Below are 16,935 nucleotides of genomic sequence, written 5' to 3' on the forward strand. Positions count from 1 at the left end.
CGACGATTGCCGCCGATCACCCCTGCCGATGGGCCTCGGCCATGGCGACAATCACCTTGCGTGGTCCCTTGAATGGCGCGCGCGCATGCGCGGTGAGCATGTTGTCGAGCATCACGACGTCGCCAGCTTGCCAGGGAAAGCTGATCTTGTGCTTCTCGAGAACGGCCCGAACCGATGACAGCGTCTCATCGTCGATTGCCGAACCATCGCCATAGAAGACGTTGCGTGGCAGATCGGCTTCGTCATCGACCACGTCGAGCAGACTCTCGCGGACCTCAGGCTCGAGATTGGAGACGTGGAACAAATGTGCCTGGTTGAACCAGACCCACTCACTCGTGACGGGATGCTGCGCCGTCCCCTGACAGATCTGGCGCGTACGGAGCTCGCCATCCTCCTTCCATTCGCATTCGATGTCGTGGCGAGCGCAGTAAGCCTCCACCTCCGATCTGGAGTCCGTGCCGAACACCTGTTGCCAATCGACGTCGAGGCCGTTGCCGTAGTTCCGCACATACATCACGCCCTTGCCGGCAAACCGTTCGCGAATGGCCGGCGGCATGTCTCGATAGATGGCCCGGCTGTCGGCGATCGGCGTCTCCCCACCCTCCAGCGCCGGCTGCATGCAATAGAACCAGATCTTCATCGGCCAATCGCGGGTATAGGCCTGCTCGTTGTGCAGCGGAATATGCTGGTGCGGCGGGTATTCCGTGGAGGTGTAGACCCCGGAGGTCACCTGCGAACGCGGCGTCGATCCGAATTCGTATGTGAGCAGCGGGTGACCGAAATCGGCCGCGAAGGCCCGAAACGCATCGGGGCCATCGAGCGAGAAATCGCGGAACACAATGCCGCCAGTTTCGATCAGGTGCCTGTCGATCGTCTCGCGTAGCATGGGAAGTGCTTTGCCGAGCGGCTGCCCGGCCTCACCGGCCTTGAGCAGCAGAGGAAGAGTTCTGCCCTCAATGAGTGGCTGGACGGAGAACGTGCTCATGATCCTCGCTCCGATGCAGATCAATCGATCGCCCCGATCGCCGGGCCAGCGCCGCACCGATCCGCTCGATCAGCTCGGCCTGCTGCGTGTGAATGAAGAAGTGATGGCCGGGCAGCACATCGAGCGTGAATGACTCGGAGGTCTCCCGCCGCCAGGTCTCGAGCGCTTCGCGGCCGGTCTCGTCGTCCGCTCCGGCAAAGACGTGCACGGGGCACGGTAAGGGACGACGCGGTCGATAGACATAGGCCCCGCACATCAGGAAGTCGGCGCGGAGCACCGGCAACGCAGATCGCATCAGCTCTGCATTCGACAGCGCCTCATCGGGCGTGCCCTGGAGATTGCGCAGCTCCTGCATCAGCGCATCGTCGCTCAGCGGCTCGCGCCACCTGCTGCCGTCCCGAACCGCAGGCGCTTCCGCACCCGAGGCGAAGAGAACGGCCGGCGCAGCCGCGCCGCGATCGAGCAGGCCGTGTGCGAGCTCGAATGCGATCACGGCACCGAGGCTGTGCCCGAACAACGCGTAAGGCCCGTCGAGCTGGCCGCCGAGCTCGCCAGCGAGCTTCGCGGCCAATACGTGCGGATCGGTAGCCAAAGGCTCATCCATGCGCGCGCCGCGCCCGGGCCACTCCACCGGCCTCACGTCGATCCACGATGGCAGCAGCCTGCGCCACCGCGCGTAGAACATGGCGCTGCCGCCGGAGTAAGGCAGACAAAGAAGCCGCATGGAAGACCAGGCTCCGCCGACTACGCCGACCGCTGAGGCGTCGCGTCGTCCATGAACTTGCGCAGGCTGAGGGGGCGCATGTCGGTCCACACCTGCTCAATGTGGTCGAGACATTCCTTTTTGCTGCCGGTCTTCCCCACCGCCTTCCAGCCCGCCGGAATCGTCTTGAACGTCGGCCAGATGGAGTATTGCTCTTCGTGATTGATGACGACGGTGAAGGTGACGTCGTCTCTGTCGAACACCATCATGGCGCGATCCCTTTCAGCAAGCGAAAGTAGAGACGTTTGACTAGGTCAGAAGCAGACGATGGTCAAAGCAATATCGACGCGACTTTTTTTAAGACCTCAAAACTGGCGACGCGGAGACACAATGCAACCTCCGCGCTTGCGCGCCAACGCGCGGGAAAATATCGAGATTTCAGGACACGTCGCAGTTTGCTGCAATTCTAACTGGACAAGCAGGAACTTTTCGGATGCAGAATGATCGCGCGGTCTGTCGCGGGCCATCCTTCATCGCATTGTCATCAATTGCGACAAGCGCGCCATTGCTGACGATAGAGCATACAAAAAAACCGCCGCGGACAAGATCCGCGGCGGTACATATCTGAAGCGTCGTGGTGCTCAGAAATTGAACGTCGTCGATAAGAGGTATGTACGTGGCGCACCTAGTGAAATCGCGCTGCTGACCGTCCGATAGGAATTCCAGTACGCTTCGTTGAACACGTTCTCGACACTGGCACGAATGACGATCGGCTTGCCGTTCCACGGCGACAGGAAAGTGTATCGCGCACCAAGATCAACCCGCGTCCAAGCAGGGAGCTCCTGCGTATTCGCATCGTTGGCGTAACTCTCGCTAGTGTAGATGACGCGACCTGTCATAGTCAGTCCCGGCAGGAACGGAGTATCCCACTCGGCTCCTAGGTTGAGGTTGATCGCAGATACGCCGACAGGGATCTTGCCGTTATAGCTGACAATGATCGATCCAACCGAGACTGCCTGCCTCACCACCTCGCCGTCAATGAAGGTCACGCCACCCAGCAACCGAAACGTCGGCGTCAGCTCGCCGAAGGCGAACAGTTCAAAGCCCCGATTGCGCTGCTCACCGGAAAGTCGCCTCGCGGGCAAGGCCTGCCCCGCAACGGCGACCGAGATAATATTCGGACTGGTGATGTCGAATACGCTCGCGGTAAAGCCGATCCGGCCCATATCGACCTTCATCCCGACTTCCTTCTGCTTGGTCTGAGCGGGAGGAATGATCTCGCCGACGTTCGAGTACGACGTGGCTCCGACAACGACTTCCGGCGCCTTCAGGCCTTCGATGTAGTTTGCGTAGAGCGCAATATTCTCCACCGGCTTGACGATAACCGCATAGCCGGGGCTCCAGGTCGGAACATCGACACTTGATTTGGCGGAAGTCAGCAGGTTCACACTATCTACACCAGCGGTCTGTCGCCTCGCCCCGATGACGAACTGAAGCCTGTTATCGAGCATAGACATCGTGTCAGCGACACCGACGCTGGTAAGCTTTGTCTGTGTCTCCAAATTTTGCACGACTGTAGCGAAATTCGGATAGGGGATCGGGAGCGGATTATACAGATTCGAATTGATGGCAGCACCTGCCTTGCCGAACGAACTGTAATCCCGTTCGAAGGCTGAGTAGTTGACGGTCAAGAGATGATTGATAGGACCGGTATCCACAGAGGCGCGCAGCCCGACCTCACCCGCGTAGTTGTCATAGACATCGCGTCCACTAAACGGAGCCGCCGTCCAGTTGCCGTTCGCGCTCGTTATGCGAGGCGACGGATAGACGTAGTCTATCTCACTCTTGTGATATCCAGCCGCACCATATGCAGTTAGCGACTCCGTCAGATCGACTTCGCCGCGCGTCATGGCGAACGCATCTCTCGGTTTCCATGTCGCCCAGTCCGGCATGTAGTTTGCGCCGGGCTTCGGAAGGGCTGGAACCGGAATCGTGGTGGCGAAGGGAGGACTGGTGGTAAACGTCAAGAATCGGAGCGGTGGCTTGAGATTTTCAGTTTGGTAACCAATGTCCGTTGAAAAGCGGACACGCTCACCGCGATAATCGAGATTGAGCACAGCGTTGCCGAACTGATCGGTCTGCCGGTCATAAGCGGTCGACCCGCCCCGCGCTTCGCCGTTGAACCGAACTCCCCATTCCTTATGTTCGCCGTATCGCCGGCTCACATCCGTCTGCAGTCCGAATTGCGACTTCGATATATAGAGTGCGGTCAACTGCGTTATGTCGAAGTCGGGTGCGCGCTTCGTCACTAGGTTGATGCTGCCGCCATTAGCTCCCGCAGGGGGCATACCGCTGAGAAGCACGCCCGGCCCCTTCAAAACCTCGACTCGTTCGAGGAAGTTCGCCGACGTTGAATAGAACGGCGCCATTCCATACAGGCCGTTCATGGCGTAGTCACCACTGTCGTGGTAGAATCCTCTGATGTAAACGCCATCAATGCCGTTGCCTGCTGGCGTCTTCGTCCGAACCGAGGGATCGTTGAACAGCACGTCGCCGACAGTTCGAGCTTGCTGGTTCTTAATCAGCTCTGCCGTATAGCTTGTCTGATTGAACGGCGTGTTCATCACACCGCGATTGCCGAGAAGACCGAGACTGCCGCCGGTCGCGACCTGGCCGCCTGCATAGGCCGGCGGGACGGTGCCGATCGTTCCCGTCGACGGTACGACATAGGGAACGGGCGCGGCCTGGCGCGGAGCCGCCGCGGCGACGGATCGCTGTCCCCGCGATGCGCGCGTCGACTGGGATCTTTGAACCGACTGTCGTGTTCTCGGCTTGGGTGCATCGACGGTCACCGGCGGCAGGTTCGTTTGCGCAAACGCTTGCTGAAGGTCACCCGACGATTCCAGCGATAGCGCAAGATAGCTCACCGCTCCCAGCGATAGCGTACGCACAATTTTCCTAGCCGAGAGTTCACGCGTCATTCCTGCACCCCAATTCCACTACAGGTCCCCGCGCTTCCTAACATACGCGGGTGCTCCGAGAAGGGATGGAGAACTAGAAGTTATCTAAGGTTGCACGACAAACCGTCGCGATTGGACGATCGTTGCCGGCCTCGAATGACGCCGCTCAATCTTCGAATGTTTCTATTTTCAAACCGTTCTAATCTCAGTCCGCATGCAGCATCTCGGCAAGACTCCGTTGCTCCGTCTCGGATTTCCGACCGTTCCGAGCAGGTTGCGTATCGCCCGTTCCCAGCAAGTCCATTGCCGCCTTGGATCGCACATCAATACACTCGAAGTCCTCAGACTCGCGCAGCGGAGGACCATGCGCAGGATGTCGCACCTCTTTCCAAATCTTGTGCGCTTCTAAGATGGGCAAGCAGCGCGGACATCATTTACGCAATGATCGAACACGTCGCCATAGGCGATGTCCACTTTCACCCCTGATCGGACACCCCATCCCGAATCGAGGCTTCTGCTTCCAGATGGGCTCGCTCCATCATCGCGTCGGTCGCTGTTCTCAGCGTCGCTCACAGCTCGCCGCACCCCGGTGCGATACCGATGCCGGCTCTTCAAGCCTCGCATCGTGACCTGCATTTCTTTCGGTGATGGACAAGTTCTCAGAACGAATTCCGTCAATCCATTCCGAGAGCGTTTCGCGGTAGATTAGTTTGATCTTCTCAAACGCTTGACGGATATATCTTAGGTCCAGGGCGGCGAGACGGATCGAGAGCCCCGCCTGTGCCGGCGACACGCTCACTGCGCCATAGAGCCCCTTGATTGGCTCTAGAGCTGCTGCCAACTTCCCTTGCAGCTTCCCCAGATCATGTGCAGAGGGCAGTACAATGAATGCCGATCCGAAGGCCCGGTAGCCACGAAAGAGGCTTCGGTCTGGGTGAGATAGACGCGTCCGCTCCACCAGCAGCGGCTCGCCACCCGATCTTCTCAGGCAGAACGTCGACTCCAGCTCGCGGAAGTAGCTCGTTCTACCACTGGGGTCGTGCATCGTGAATGCATCGACGATCAACGCATAGGCGTCGGGCGCGCAGTCAAGCTCGATCGTCTGTGACAATGCCGCCTCGGGAAACAGGATGCGCGGCTCCGGCAGATATTCGAGACTGGCCCTGCTCGCGACATCAAGCTCCACCGTCTCGACAGCGCGCGCAGCGGGGTGGGCGCGATGAACCGACGTCGCGCCCTGGTTGGTCAGGCAAACGGCTGTCCCGGGGCCAAGCATGAGGCGCTGCGCAAGGCTGTCCTCTCCGTGAACCGCTCCGCTCGCCGTCTGCACAATCACACTGAGGCGATCCGGACGATCCGGATCGACATGAAAGCTGCGCGTCAGCACGAATGGCCAAGCGAAGTTCCGTCGGTCGATCACAGTACGGTTGGCACGCCGAACGAAGCTAAGGTCGAGCCGCGCTGCGTCGCTCGCCGTTGCATCATTCATGTCTTGAACAACACTTCGCGCTCGAGGAGGTCGACGATCGATTCGATACCGTCACCGCGGCGACAATTGGTGAGCAGTACCGGGCGATCTCCTCGGACGTTCAATGCGTCTCGATGCATGCACTCCAGATCTACGCCAACGTGAGGCGCCAGATCGACCTTGTTGATGACGAGAAGATCGGCGCGAATGACACCCGGACCGCGCTTGCGCGGAATATCGTCGCCTCCGGCCACATCGATCACGAACATCCAAAAGTCCGTCAGATCGCGCGAGAACGTCGAGGCGAGATTGTCACCACCACTTTCGAGCAGGATCAGCTCGACTCCCGGGAAACGGCGTTCGAGCTCATCCGCGGCTTCAATGTTGAGTGTGGGATCCTCGCGAATTACGGTGTGCGGACACGCACCCGCCTCGACCGCCGACACCCGTGCCGGATCGATCAGCCCGGAACGCCTGATCCGCTCGGCGTCTTCAGCCGTGACGAGATCGTTGGTGATGACGGCGATATCGATGCCCCGCGCAGTGAGTGCTGGAATCAAGCATTCCACCAATGCAGTCTTGCCTGAACCGACCGGTCCTCCGATTCCAACCCGTGCGGCCGCGATCCGTGGCTGCGCCACTCCATTGTTGAGCGAGAGCCGGCTCATCGGAGCATATACCGTCTTGCCAACGGCACCTTCGTCGCCGGCGGGCACATCAGAAGCTTCCCATCAGCCCGAACCTCGAACGTTTGCGGGTCGACCTCGACATGCGGTGTCGCGGCGTTGCGCAACATGTCTGCCTTCCGCAATTTCCGTACATTCTTGATCTGGACGGGGGCGCGCTCGAGGCCGAGCTTGCGGGTCACATCGGCATCCATGGCGAGCTTCGACATGAAGTTGACGCCCAGCCTTTGCGGTGCTGCACCGAGCGCCCCCCACATCCGCTTCTGGATCATCGGTTCCGACAGGCCGAGGCTGCCATTGCCGTCGCCCATGGCTGCCCAGACGACAAAACCGTTCTTGATCACCATATAGGGCTTGATGCCGAACGAAGCGCGCGGCCAGAGAACGAGATCGGCCATCTTGCCGGGCTCGATCGAGCCGACGAGGTGATCGATGCCCACCGCAATGGCGGGATTGATGGTCAGCTTGGCAATGTAGCGCTTGATGCGCTCGTTGTCCGCACGTGCCGTCTTTTCCTCGGGCAGGCGGCCGATCCGGTCCTTCATCACGCTCGCCAGCTGCCAGCACTTCGCGACGTTCTCGGCGAGGCGTCCCATGCCTTGCGTATCCGTGCCGAATATCGAGATCGCCCCCATGTCGTGCAGAAAGTCTTCCGCCGCCATCGACTGGGCGCGCACCCGTGCCTCGCCGAACATCACGTCTTCGGGCGCGTTGTAATTGAGCTGATGACAGATCATCGTCATCGGCACGCCCTCCTCCATGCCGTAAGACGTGTACGGATTGGTCGGATTGGTCGACGAGGGAATAACGTTGTCCCACGACACGACCTTCAGCAGGTCCGGGGCGTGACCGCCGCCGGCGCCCTCCACGTGATACATATGGATGGTGCGACCCTCGACGGCCGCCATCGTATCCTCGCAAAAGCCGTATTCGTTGATCGAGTCGGTGTGGAGGTGAACAGCGAAATCATTGCGATCTGCCGCAATGAGGCTCTGATCAATCACCGCGGGGGCGGCGCCGAAATCCTCGTGAATCTTCACGGACATGCCGCCGGCCGCAACCGCTTCCTCGATCGCCTCGGGGTTGGACCCCGCACGTCCGAACAAGGCGAAATTGAGCGGCGAGAATTCGATCGCTTGCAGGAAGCGCGCGAAGGTCGAAGCGGCCCCGCTGCCGACGTCAAAAACGGGTCCTGATCCGTTTCCGACCAGGGTGGTCGTCCCGCCGGAAAGCGCATGGTCGGATTGCTCGGGCGAGATGAGGTGCGCGTGGGACTCAATGGCGCCGGCGGTGACAATGAAAGGACCGCCAGCAATCGGCGCCGTCGTGTGACCTACGACCATGTCGGGATGCACGTCCGGCATCACGTCGGGATTGCCGGCCTTGCCGATGCCAACGATGCGCCCGTCACGGATGCCGATGTCGGCCTTCACGATGCCGGCGACTGCGTCGACGATGGTGGCGTTCTTGATGACAACGTCAAGGGCCTTGTGCGAGGCAGTCCTGTAGGCGTTGACGCCTTCGCCATCGCGCAGGTTCTTTCCTGCACCAACCAGCAGTTCGTGCCCGTAGGTGGTGTAGTCGTGCTCGATCTCGGCGAGCAGACTGGTGTCGGCCAGTCGCACGAGGTCGCCTTTGGTGGGCCCGTAGAGTTCGCCGTAGGCCCTGCGTGACAGTGTGGCCATGGTCAGGCTCCCAGATAGCCGCGGGCGCGAGCCCGCTGAAGCGCATCATCCCTCGCCGACGGCGTATCCAACGAACCGTTGACGAGGCCTGCCTGCCCATGCACGACGCGATCACCCGAGATCGGGACCAGCCGCACGGACTTGGTGACCCCCGGCTCGAAACGGATACCGGCCCCCGCGGGACGGTCGATTTTCCTGCCCCAGGCCGCCGCGCGATCGAAGAGCAAGGCGCGATTGACCTCGAAGAAATGGGTGTGGCTGCGAACCTGAACGTCACGGTCGCCGGTATTCGTGACATCGATGGTGATCGCAGCCAAGGTTGCGAAGCTCTCAATGTCTCCGTCACCCGGGATGATCTCACCGGGCACAATATCGTCCACGACAGATGTGTCACTGGGACCGACCGGCTCGAAAAGCGCCATCACCTTGGTCCCTTCCGCGAACATGCATTCGATATAGAGCATCGGAATCATCTGCCCGACGCCGGGCTCGACATCGTCCCATGTCAACAATCGGCCTGCCATGTCGCGGATCTCTGCGTAAGGCATGTTACGGCGCGCCGCGGTCATGACCTCGTCTGTGATGTAGGCGACCGCCTCCGGATGGCTCAGCCGGATTCCAAGCGACCGATTGCGGCGCGCCATTTGCGCGGCATTGAAGATGACGAGTCGATCCATCTCGGTCGGTGAAAGGTTCATCATGGAAGAGCATCCTCTCTCAAGTCGTGAACATGCGGACGTGTCGCAGCGGTCCACGCGAAACCGCGATGTCGATAAACGGCGTGAAGCTCGCAGGCAGCGCATCGGGCGGCGGGGTTTCCTCGAGCAGTCCCGCCAGCAACATGCGTGCGGCGTCCTGGCTGCGCTGCGCCTCGATGTGGCCGATGATCCCGAGCCTTACGGCTGCGCTGACAAGGCCGGTCACGAGCGTCCAGCCCGAGACCAGTTCTGCGGCCTCCAGGCTGAGCCCCGCGTCCCGGCCGACGACGGCCTGCACAACAGCCAGATGGCCTAGCCTGGTGTCCGACGACACCAGGCCGCGGTAGGCGGCCGATAGCGGTCCATCGAGCTTGAACCATACCCCGAGCAGCGCCCTGCCCGCGCGGCGCGACCCTTCCCGCATTTCGGCCGAAGGTGTTGCCGCCTCGGCCAGGCGATCCACGCGCGCGATGGCCACACAATCCTCTGCCCGAAAGGCCTGGCGCAGCAGGACACGGTCCATGCTTGCCCAGCGCCGCTCGAGCTGGTCCGCGATAGTCCGATCGAGTTCGCTGCGACTGCCAAGCATGCCGTCGGCAGCAAGTCCTTCCAGCCCCCAGGAGAATGCAAAGCCGCCGGCCGGGTAGGCACTGTCCCCGAGCTGCAACAAGGCCAGCGTCTGCAATCTGTCAAACAGCATCGCTCTCCACGATCTCGCCCGCGTCGAGCAGCGGTCTGATCCGTGCCCGGTAAGTGTCGAGCGGCCCGTCCAGCAGGACAACAAGGAGATCGTCCTCGAAGCGAACCCGCCAATGCAGATTTCCGGCATTCCAGCCGAGCTTCAGCGCAGCAGCCTGGTTGACGGGCTTCAATCGCCAGCATTCCTGCTCGCCGAAGCGGACGATGATGGCGCGATCATGTGCGAGAAACAGCAGTGCCCCGTCGACCAGGTCCTCGTCCCGGTCCAGGCTGACGGCGCAATCGGTACCGCGATCGGTCGTCAAGCGAAAGCGCTTGCGGCCGACGTCGGACGGCGGCACGAACAGGAGTTCGATCCCGCCATGATGTTCGACGTGGTGGAGACGGCCTGCATAGGCCGCGTCGTCGGATCGTCCGATGATGCCGTGAAGCCGTAACGTCACGATACCCTCCCGCAAATGACAGATGGACCCGGCTCACCGCATCGTTGCCGACACCTCCCTCGAGGTCACCAAAGTGACCTCGCCATCCAGGATGGGCTTGGCAATTCCGAAGAAGGTCGCGACGACCGCCGAACTGTTGTGGCGATCCATCGCGGCCTTGTCGACAAATCGCTCATACGTGGTGAACACACACGGGTCCTCCTCACTCTGCGAGATGAAGAATCCGATCGTATCCGGCTCGTTGGCCGCAACATTCGCGGCGACGGCCATCAACGCGTCGCGCATCGTGGTCTCATGCCCGGACTTTGCCCTGATGACGGCGGTGATGGTGATCATCAGAATTTCTTCCAATCACCGTCGGCTTCGAAGGCGCTCGCCGCCTGGTAGATGGTCGCCTCGTTATAGTCCTTGGCGATCAGCATCAGGCCGACCGGAAGGCCGTCCGACAGCCCGCAGGGAATGGTCATCGCGGGATGGCCGGTTACGTCGAACGGACTGGTCGTGGCCGTCATTTCAAAGGCACGCTGGACAATCTCGGCGAGCGGCGCATCCTTGGCCGGGATCGGCGTGGCGACACAGGGCAAGGTCGGCATCAGCAGCAGATCGTAAGAGCCGAATACCGCATCATAGGCCGCCTTGGCAGCGATCGCGATGTTGCGTGACTTGGCATAGTAACGACCGCGATAGTGGCTGACGCCCCACTGCCCGACCAGCATGGTGAGCTTGAGCGTTTCCGACAGGTCGTCGGCACGGCTACGCCAACCGGAATGGGCGTCGAGCAGGCCCACGTCATAGAGGCCCTTCCAGTTGAAGCCCATGCCGTTGCCGATCATCATCTGGACCAGGAATCCCTCCAGCGTGATCGGGTTCCAGGCCGCGAGTGCATGTAGGTGTTCGGGAATCGAAACCTCCGACACGCTGGCACCGAGCTTCGCGAACCGCTCTGCGCCGGCCTTTACCTTGGACGCAACGCCTTCCTGCATGTTCGCAACGGCAAATCCCTCCTTGAGGATGCCGATCTTCATGCCCTTGACGCCCCTGCGGAGCATCTCCGTGTAGCTCGTGACCTTCGGCGCATATTGGCGCGGATCGAGTCCGTCGGGGCCGGCCAGCACTTCCAGCAACAGAGCGTTGTCGGCGACGTTTGCCGTCATCGGGCCGGTGTGGTCGATGGTCGATTCGATCGGCATCACGCCCGTATACGGCACGAGCCCGTGCGTCGCCTTCATGCCGTAGATGCCGCAATAAGATGCCGGGATCCGGATCGAGCCGCCTTGATCGCCGCCGATCGCCATGTCGACCTCGCCGGCTGCGACCAGCGCCGCACTTCCCGACGAGGAGCCTCCGGCCGAATAGCCCATCTTGAGGGGATTGTGAACCGGTGCAGGATTGGAGGTATGGCTGCCGCCCGAGAGGCAGAAATGCTCGCACACAGCCTTGCCGACGATGGTGCCGCCGGCATCGAGTATGCGGGTCACGATCGTTGCGTCGGCGGCGGGAATGAAGCCCTCGAGCGTGGTCGAGCCGTTCATCATGGGGACGCCGGCCAAGGCGACGTTGTCCTTCAGCACGATGTTACGACCCGCGAGTTTGCCGGTGGCTGCGCCCTTGACCTCGGTCTTGATCGCCCACGCGCCGTACTTGTTGTCCTTCGACATCGGCTTGGAGCCCGGCATGCGCGGATATTTGACCGGCGGCAGCGGGTTCGGCAGCTCGTCGATGACGTCGTAGGCGTCGAACATCCCGCCCATGAGGGCAAGATAGCTTCCGGCTTCTTCGACCGTCATGTTCATGTGCAGGCTCGCGGCGAGCTCGGCGACATCTTCGGCAGTCGGGCGTTTGATAGACATAAGTCATCCTTTCTTGTGAGGACAAGCCGGCAGCAACAGAACCAGCGATCGTAACGACCGGCGCAGCCGCGCCGGAGATTGAACTTAGTTTGGATGCATCGCGCCGTCCCGAGCCAGAAGGCTTTCTCGGTCGAGCTCTCCGGTGATGCGCCCCTTCTGGATATTGAGGATCCGGTCCGACAGTGAGGTGATGAACTCGAGGTTCTGCTCGACGACGATCAGCGACATGTTCCACCGCTTCTTCAGCGCGAGCAGCGTCTCGACGATCTCCTCGATGATCGAAGGTTGGATACCCTCGGTCGGCTCGTCCAGCAGGATCAGTCGGGGCTTCGTGCAGAGACAGCGCGCCAATGCCAACAATTGCTGCTCGCCGCCCGAGAGGGCCCCACCGCGTCGGTCGAGCAGTCGCACCAGGCGCGGAAAGTCCTGAAGCACCGCGTCGATGACCGATCGGTCCTCCTTCGGCGCCGCCGCCAGGCCCATTCGCAGGTTCTCAAGGACGCTCAGGTCGGGAAATATCTCTCGTCCTTGCGGCACCAGCCCAATGCCAAGCCTGGACCGCTCGTGCGGCTTGAGATGGGTGATCGGCTTGCCGGCGAACGTGACGGTGCCCCCCGTCGTCGGCAAATGCCCCATCAACGCACGCAGCGTCGTGGTCTTGCCCATGCCATTGTGGCCGAGAATGCCGAGATACTCGCCATCCTGAATCGTCATGTCGAGACCGAACAGGATTGGAATGCGGCCGTAGCCCGATCGTAAATCCCGGACCTCGAGAAGCGCGCTCATGCCGCCACCTTCTTGCCGAGATAGACGTCGCGCACGCGCTGATCCGCCAAGACCTTGTCCACGGTGTCTTCGACCAGCACCCGCCCCTGATGAAAGACCGTCACCTTCTTTGCGATCTGCTTGATGAACTCCATGTCGTGCTCGACGACGATGATGGCGCGGGTCCGGTTGATCTCGCGGATGATGGCGGCTGTGTGCAGGGTCTCCTCGTCGGTCATCCCGGCCGCCGGCTCATCGAGCAGGATCAATTCCGGCTCAGCCGCAAGCACCATGCCGATTTCGACCCATTGCCGTTGGCCGTGTGACAGCGTCGCCACGATGCGATCGGCATGATCCGTCAACCGGATCATCTGCAATACCGCATCGACCGCGGGCCCCTGGGCGCGCGGCGTCGCTTTCCGCCGAACAGCGAGCCAGATGTTCTCTCGCACCGAGAGACCATTGAAGACGTTCGGCACCTGGGTCTTGATCCCGATTCCCATGCGGGCGATCTCGTGCGACAGCTTGCCGGCGATCGGCTGACCGCGAAACGCTATCGCACCCGACGTTGGCACAAGCTGTCCAGTCAGAGTCTTGAAGAAAGTGCTCTTGCCGGCGCCATTGGGCCCGATCAGGCAGCGCAGCTCCATCTCTTCCAAAGTGAAGGTAATGTCGTCATTGGCGATTACGCCGCCAAAACGCATCGTGAGGTGCTCGGCCTTGAGCAGAGGTACGAGGTCCGCCATGGTCATTCGGCTCCGGCCATGTGGGACGCGACCACTGATGGCGGCACCTGATCATCTACGGGCTGCGCCTTCGCTTCTGGAGCTGGCACGAGCCGCATCAAAAGATCGCGCGCCGTCGGCACCAGTCCCTTGGGAAGCAGCAGCACAAAGACGACCAGCACGGCGCCGAGCACGAGGTTGGAGTTCAGGGCCTGTTGCGAACCGATATAAGCGACGATGTATTCGATGAGCACACAGCCAACGATGGGGCCAAGCAAGGTACCGAGCCCCCCCACCGTGATCCAGATGATGATCTCCGCCGACAACGACAGGCTGAAGATGGTCGGCCCGACGAACGCGCCCCAGTTGACGTAAAGCGCACCGGCGAGGCCCGCGATCGCACCGCTCAGAATGAAAGTGAGCAGCTTGACCTTCCGCGGATCGTAACCAAGCAGCGAGGCTCGAACCTCATTCTCACGCACCGCCACGATGACGCGTCCAGCCGGAAGGGACAGCAGCAGACGCAGCAGCAGGAATACCCCCAGCAACGTTCCACCCGTCACCCACCAGGATTGTTCGGGCGACAGGATTTGGTCCGGATAGAATGGAACGTTGAAGGTCGGCACCGCCGGCATGCCATTGAAGCCACCGAGTAACGCCTTGCCAATCCTGTACTCGTCGCCCGAGGTCGAGTTGACGCAGTTGAACAGGATCAGAGTCACGGTGAGCGTGATCACACCGAGATAGACGTCGGAGATACGGCCGAAGAAGATGAAGTAGCCGAGGATCGCGGCGAACAACGCGGGAATGATAATGGCAAGCAGGATCGACGGCGTGGAATCCTGAAAATTGATCGCTGATATCGCGTAGGCATAGCCGCCGAGGCCGAAGAAGGCCGTCTGTCCAAACGACAGGATGCCGCCAAAGCCCCAGATGAAGGCGAGGCTGAGCGCCAGCACCGCCATTGCCGCGAACAACGTCAACTGCATCATTGCGAACAGCTCGATGACGCTCGGGATCAGCACGATCGCGATGATAGCGATAAGAACGGCAACCGCCTGAGCCACAAGGCGAAAGCGGATGGTCATTACAGATTCCCCTTGAAGAAGCGGCCGGAAATTCCCTGCGGCAGCAGGCGGATCAGCACGATCGCGGCCGTGAACACCAGGACTTCGCCATAGACCGGCGTTGTGAAGAAGGCGCCGACCTGATTGACAGCACCGAACAGGCTCGCCGCCGACATCGTCCCCGACAGAATGGCGGCGCCTCCCCCGACGACGGTCATGAAGGCCTTGGCGACGTAGGCGCCACCCATGCCGGGCGTGATGCCCGAAACCGGAGCCAGCAGACCTCCGGCGAGCCCTGTGATGGCCGCTCCGACCGCGAACGTGCTCATGTAGACCCGCGCCGGATTGACGCCCAGCGTGGCCGCCATCGCCGGGTTCTGCATCGTGGCGCGGGCGATCAGGCCGAAGCGGGTGTAGCTCATCACGCCGTAGACCACGGCCATCATTACCACCGCCATTCCGGCCAGGAACAGCGTGTAATAGCTCGACTGATACGAACCGATGGAGAAGCCGCCAAGCGGAGTCGGCACGCCCTGCTGAGTATTGCCGTAGATCGTAGTGACGATCCCGATGATGAGAAGACTGAGCCCCCAGGTCGCGAGCATCGAATCGACGAGGCGACCGTAGAGAAAGCGAATAAGACACCGCTCGATGACGAGACCGACGAGACCGACGAAGAGCGGAGCAACGACCAGCATCGCGATCCAGATATTGACGCCCGCATTGGCCGATATGACAGTCGCATAGGCGCCCAGCATGATGAACTCGCCATGGGCGAGATTGATGATCTTCATCATGCCGAAGATGATCGCCAATCCGAGGCACAACAGGAACAGCGACGATATCCCATTCAGGACGTCGAGCGCGACGATGAGGTAGATCGCCATTCGTGGATTCTTCCGGTCCCCTCGAGGTCACGGGCCCCGCCGATGGCGAGGCCCGGCAAACGTCAAAGATTGATGATGTACTGCTTGGTGTCGTTCGGGTTTTTGACGAGATCGCAGACGCTGGCCGTGTCGGCTGGCTTGACGTCGGAGTAACTCTCCAGCACCGACCATTTGCGATCCTTGACCTCGGCGAGGAACGCATTTCGGGTGGTATGATGGGTCGGCTTGTCCAAGGTGACCTTGCCGCTCGGACCATCGAAAGCGATCCCGTCCTCCAGCGCGGCAATCACCTTCATGCGATCGATGCTGGCGGCTTTCTTCACGCCGGCAGCCCAAAGCATGACGCCCTCATAGGTGCAGGCAGCCAGCTCGCTGACATAGGGTGAGTCGGGATGGGCCTTCTTGATCTTCTCGACGAAGCTCTTCGAGGCCGGCGTGGTAAGCTCCTCGAAGTAGCCGTAGGCGCCGAGAATGGAATCGCTTTCGGCCGCATCGAGCGTGGTCGGCTCGTTGACGAGACCGAAAGTGGTCGACGCGATCGGAATCTTGCCCTTCATGCCGGCCGAGGTCCATTGCCGGTAGAAGGCCGTATGATTGCCGCCGACCAGTGCCGACAGGATGAGGTCGGGCTTTGCCGCCTGAATCTTCGAGATTGTCGTACCGAAATTGGTGACGTCGAGCGGGAAGAAGTCGGTCGCTAGCACCTCGCCGCCATTATCCTTGACGTACTTCGTCATCCACTTCGCGGTGATCTGACCGTAATTATAATCGGCGGCAATGATGTAGGCCTTCTTGCCGGCCTTCTTCATCGCGCTCGGCACCAGCTTTTCCACGGTCTGCGCAGGCGTGGTACCGGTGCAGAAGGTGTTGCGATCGCAGACACCCCCCTCGTAGAGAACGTTGTAGAAGTACAGCACCTTGAATCGGTCGAAGGTCGGACGCACCGCCTCGCGCGAGGCCGAAGTGATGCCGCCATGAACGACATCGACCTTGTCTTTCACCGCAAGCTGCTGCGCGAATTGCGAGTACATCTGAATGTTCGACTGCGTGTCGTAGTGGATGACCTTCAGCGGCCGCCCCAACAATCCTCCGCCGGCATTGATCTCATCCACGGCAAGCTGGAGCGCGTAGACCATGGGCGTGCCGGACGCTGCGATCGGACCAGACTGGTCATGAAGGCTGCCGACGACGATCGGGTTTTCGGCGCCAAAGGCGCCGGAGCGGAAGATTGCAGGTGCAGCAATCAACGTGGTCGTTGCAATTGCTGAGCGCTGCAGGAAGCGACGGCGGGAGAAAGTCATAAATGTCCCCTCA

At 61.1% G+C, this 16,935-nt stretch carries 17 protein-coding genes; all 17 read right to left on the reverse strand.

The genetic code is table 11. The features are described from left to right. Positions 1 to 16 precede the first annotated feature (16 nt). The 17 genes from AC1RQP_RS18580 to AC1RQP_RS18660 all read right to left on the reverse strand — a co-directional run bounded on the left by AC1RQP_RS18580 (position 17) and on the right by AC1RQP_RS18660 (position 16,922). Complete coding sequence (locus AC1RQP_RS18580; RefSeq protein ID WP_239622866.1) at positions 17 to 985, reverse strand: TauD/TfdA family dioxygenase; 969 nt, start codon at positions 983 to 985, stop codon at positions 17 to 19. After that, positions 954 to 1,709 carry a thioesterase II family protein gene (locus AC1RQP_RS18585; protein WP_492938024.1) on the reverse strand — a complete coding sequence of 252 codons (756 nt, stop codon included), beginning with the start codon at positions 1,707 to 1,709 and terminating at the stop codon, positions 954 to 956. Before AC1RQP_RS18585 ends, AC1RQP_RS18580 begins: the two co-directional genes overlap by 32 nt. Before the next feature lie 20 nt (positions 1,710 to 1,729). Continuing rightward, the gene (locus tag AC1RQP_RS18590; protein ID WP_061882183.1) at positions 1,730 to 1,957 is read right to left on the reverse strand and encodes an MbtH family protein; all 228 of its coding nucleotides are present in this window, start codon (positions 1,955 to 1,957) and stop codon (positions 1,730 to 1,732) included. 372 nt (positions 1,958 to 2,329) lie between these two features. Continuing rightward, positions 2,330 to 4,669, reverse strand: a complete 2,340-nt coding sequence (locus tag AC1RQP_RS18595; RefSeq protein ID WP_492938025.1) for a TonB-dependent receptor — start codon at positions 4,667 to 4,669, stop codon at positions 2,330 to 2,332. Positions 4,670 to 5,207: 538 nt separating this feature from the next. Next, positions 5,208 to 6,137, reverse strand: coding sequence for an urease accessory protein UreD (locus tag AC1RQP_RS18600; RefSeq protein ID WP_492938026.1), 930 nt, complete (start codon positions 6,135 to 6,137; stop codon positions 5,208 to 5,210). Then, the gene (ureG, locus tag AC1RQP_RS18605) at positions 6,134 to 6,784 is read right to left on the reverse strand and encodes an urease accessory protein UreG (RefSeq protein WP_239622862.1); all 651 of its coding nucleotides are present in this window, start codon (positions 6,782 to 6,784) and stop codon (positions 6,134 to 6,136) included. The genes AC1RQP_RS18600 and ureG overlap by 4 nt, the downstream gene beginning before the upstream one ends. Then, positions 6,781 to 8,487: an urease subunit alpha gene (gene ureC / locus AC1RQP_RS18610; protein ID WP_239622861.1), complete on the reverse strand. Its 1,707-nt coding sequence runs from the start codon at positions 8,485 to 8,487 to the stop codon at positions 6,781 to 6,783. The genes ureG and ureC overlap by 4 nt, the downstream gene beginning before the upstream one ends. A 2-nt stretch (positions 8,488 to 8,489) precedes the next feature. Then, a complete protein-coding gene (ureB, locus tag AC1RQP_RS18615; protein ID WP_492938027.1) occupies positions 8,490 to 9,242 on the reverse strand; it encodes an urease subunit beta in 753 nt (250 codons plus the stop codon). After that, positions 9,205 to 9,885: an urease accessory protein UreF gene (locus AC1RQP_RS18620; RefSeq protein WP_492938028.1), complete on the reverse strand. Its 681-nt coding sequence runs from the start codon at positions 9,883 to 9,885 to the stop codon at positions 9,205 to 9,207. The genes ureB and AC1RQP_RS18620 overlap by 38 nt, the downstream gene beginning before the upstream one ends. Next, positions 9,875 to 10,327 (reverse strand): urease accessory protein UreE, encoded by a 453-nt coding sequence (gene ureE, locus AC1RQP_RS18625; protein WP_492938029.1) that lies wholly within the window; start codon positions 10,325 to 10,327, stop codon positions 9,875 to 9,877. Before ureE ends, AC1RQP_RS18620 begins: the two co-directional genes overlap by 11 nt. Positions 10,328 to 10,360: 33 nt before the next feature. Beyond that, complete coding sequence (locus AC1RQP_RS18630) at positions 10,361 to 10,663, reverse strand: putative quinol monooxygenase (protein ID WP_492938030.1); 303 nt, start codon at positions 10,661 to 10,663, stop codon at positions 10,361 to 10,363. After that, positions 10,663 to 12,177, reverse strand: a complete 1,515-nt coding sequence (locus tag AC1RQP_RS18635; RefSeq protein ID WP_492938031.1) for an amidase — start codon at positions 12,175 to 12,177, stop codon at positions 10,663 to 10,665. Before AC1RQP_RS18635 ends, AC1RQP_RS18630 begins: the two co-directional genes overlap by 1 nt. 84 nt (positions 12,178 to 12,261) lie before the next feature. Further along, positions 12,262 to 12,963 (reverse strand): ABC transporter ATP-binding protein, encoded by a 702-nt coding sequence (locus AC1RQP_RS18640; RefSeq protein ID WP_492938032.1) that lies wholly within the window; start codon positions 12,961 to 12,963, stop codon positions 12,262 to 12,264. Continuing rightward, the gene (locus AC1RQP_RS18645) at positions 12,960 to 13,688 is read right to left on the reverse strand and encodes an ATP-binding cassette domain-containing protein (RefSeq protein ID WP_492938033.1); all 729 of its coding nucleotides are present in this window, start codon (positions 13,686 to 13,688) and stop codon (positions 12,960 to 12,962) included. The genes AC1RQP_RS18640 and AC1RQP_RS18645 overlap by 4 nt, the downstream gene beginning before the upstream one ends. 2 nt (positions 13,689 to 13,690) lie before the next feature. After that, positions 13,691 to 14,755 (reverse strand): branched-chain amino acid ABC transporter permease, encoded by a 1,065-nt coding sequence (locus AC1RQP_RS18650; RefSeq protein ID WP_492938034.1) that lies wholly within the window; start codon positions 14,753 to 14,755, stop codon positions 13,691 to 13,693. After that, a complete protein-coding gene (locus AC1RQP_RS18655; RefSeq protein ID WP_061020378.1) occupies positions 14,755 to 15,621 on the reverse strand; it encodes a branched-chain amino acid ABC transporter permease in 867 nt (288 codons plus the stop codon). The genes AC1RQP_RS18650 and AC1RQP_RS18655 overlap by 1 nt, the downstream gene beginning before the upstream one ends. Positions 15,622 to 15,683: 62 nt before the next feature. Next, positions 15,684 to 16,922: an urea ABC transporter substrate-binding protein gene (locus tag AC1RQP_RS18660; RefSeq protein ID WP_492938035.1), complete on the reverse strand. Its 1,239-nt coding sequence runs from the start codon at positions 16,920 to 16,922 to the stop codon at positions 15,684 to 15,686. Between the last annotated feature and the right edge of the window lie 13 nt (positions 16,923 to 16,935).

Source organism: Bradyrhizobium sp. GW821-FHT13H06 (genome assembly GCF_058803975.1).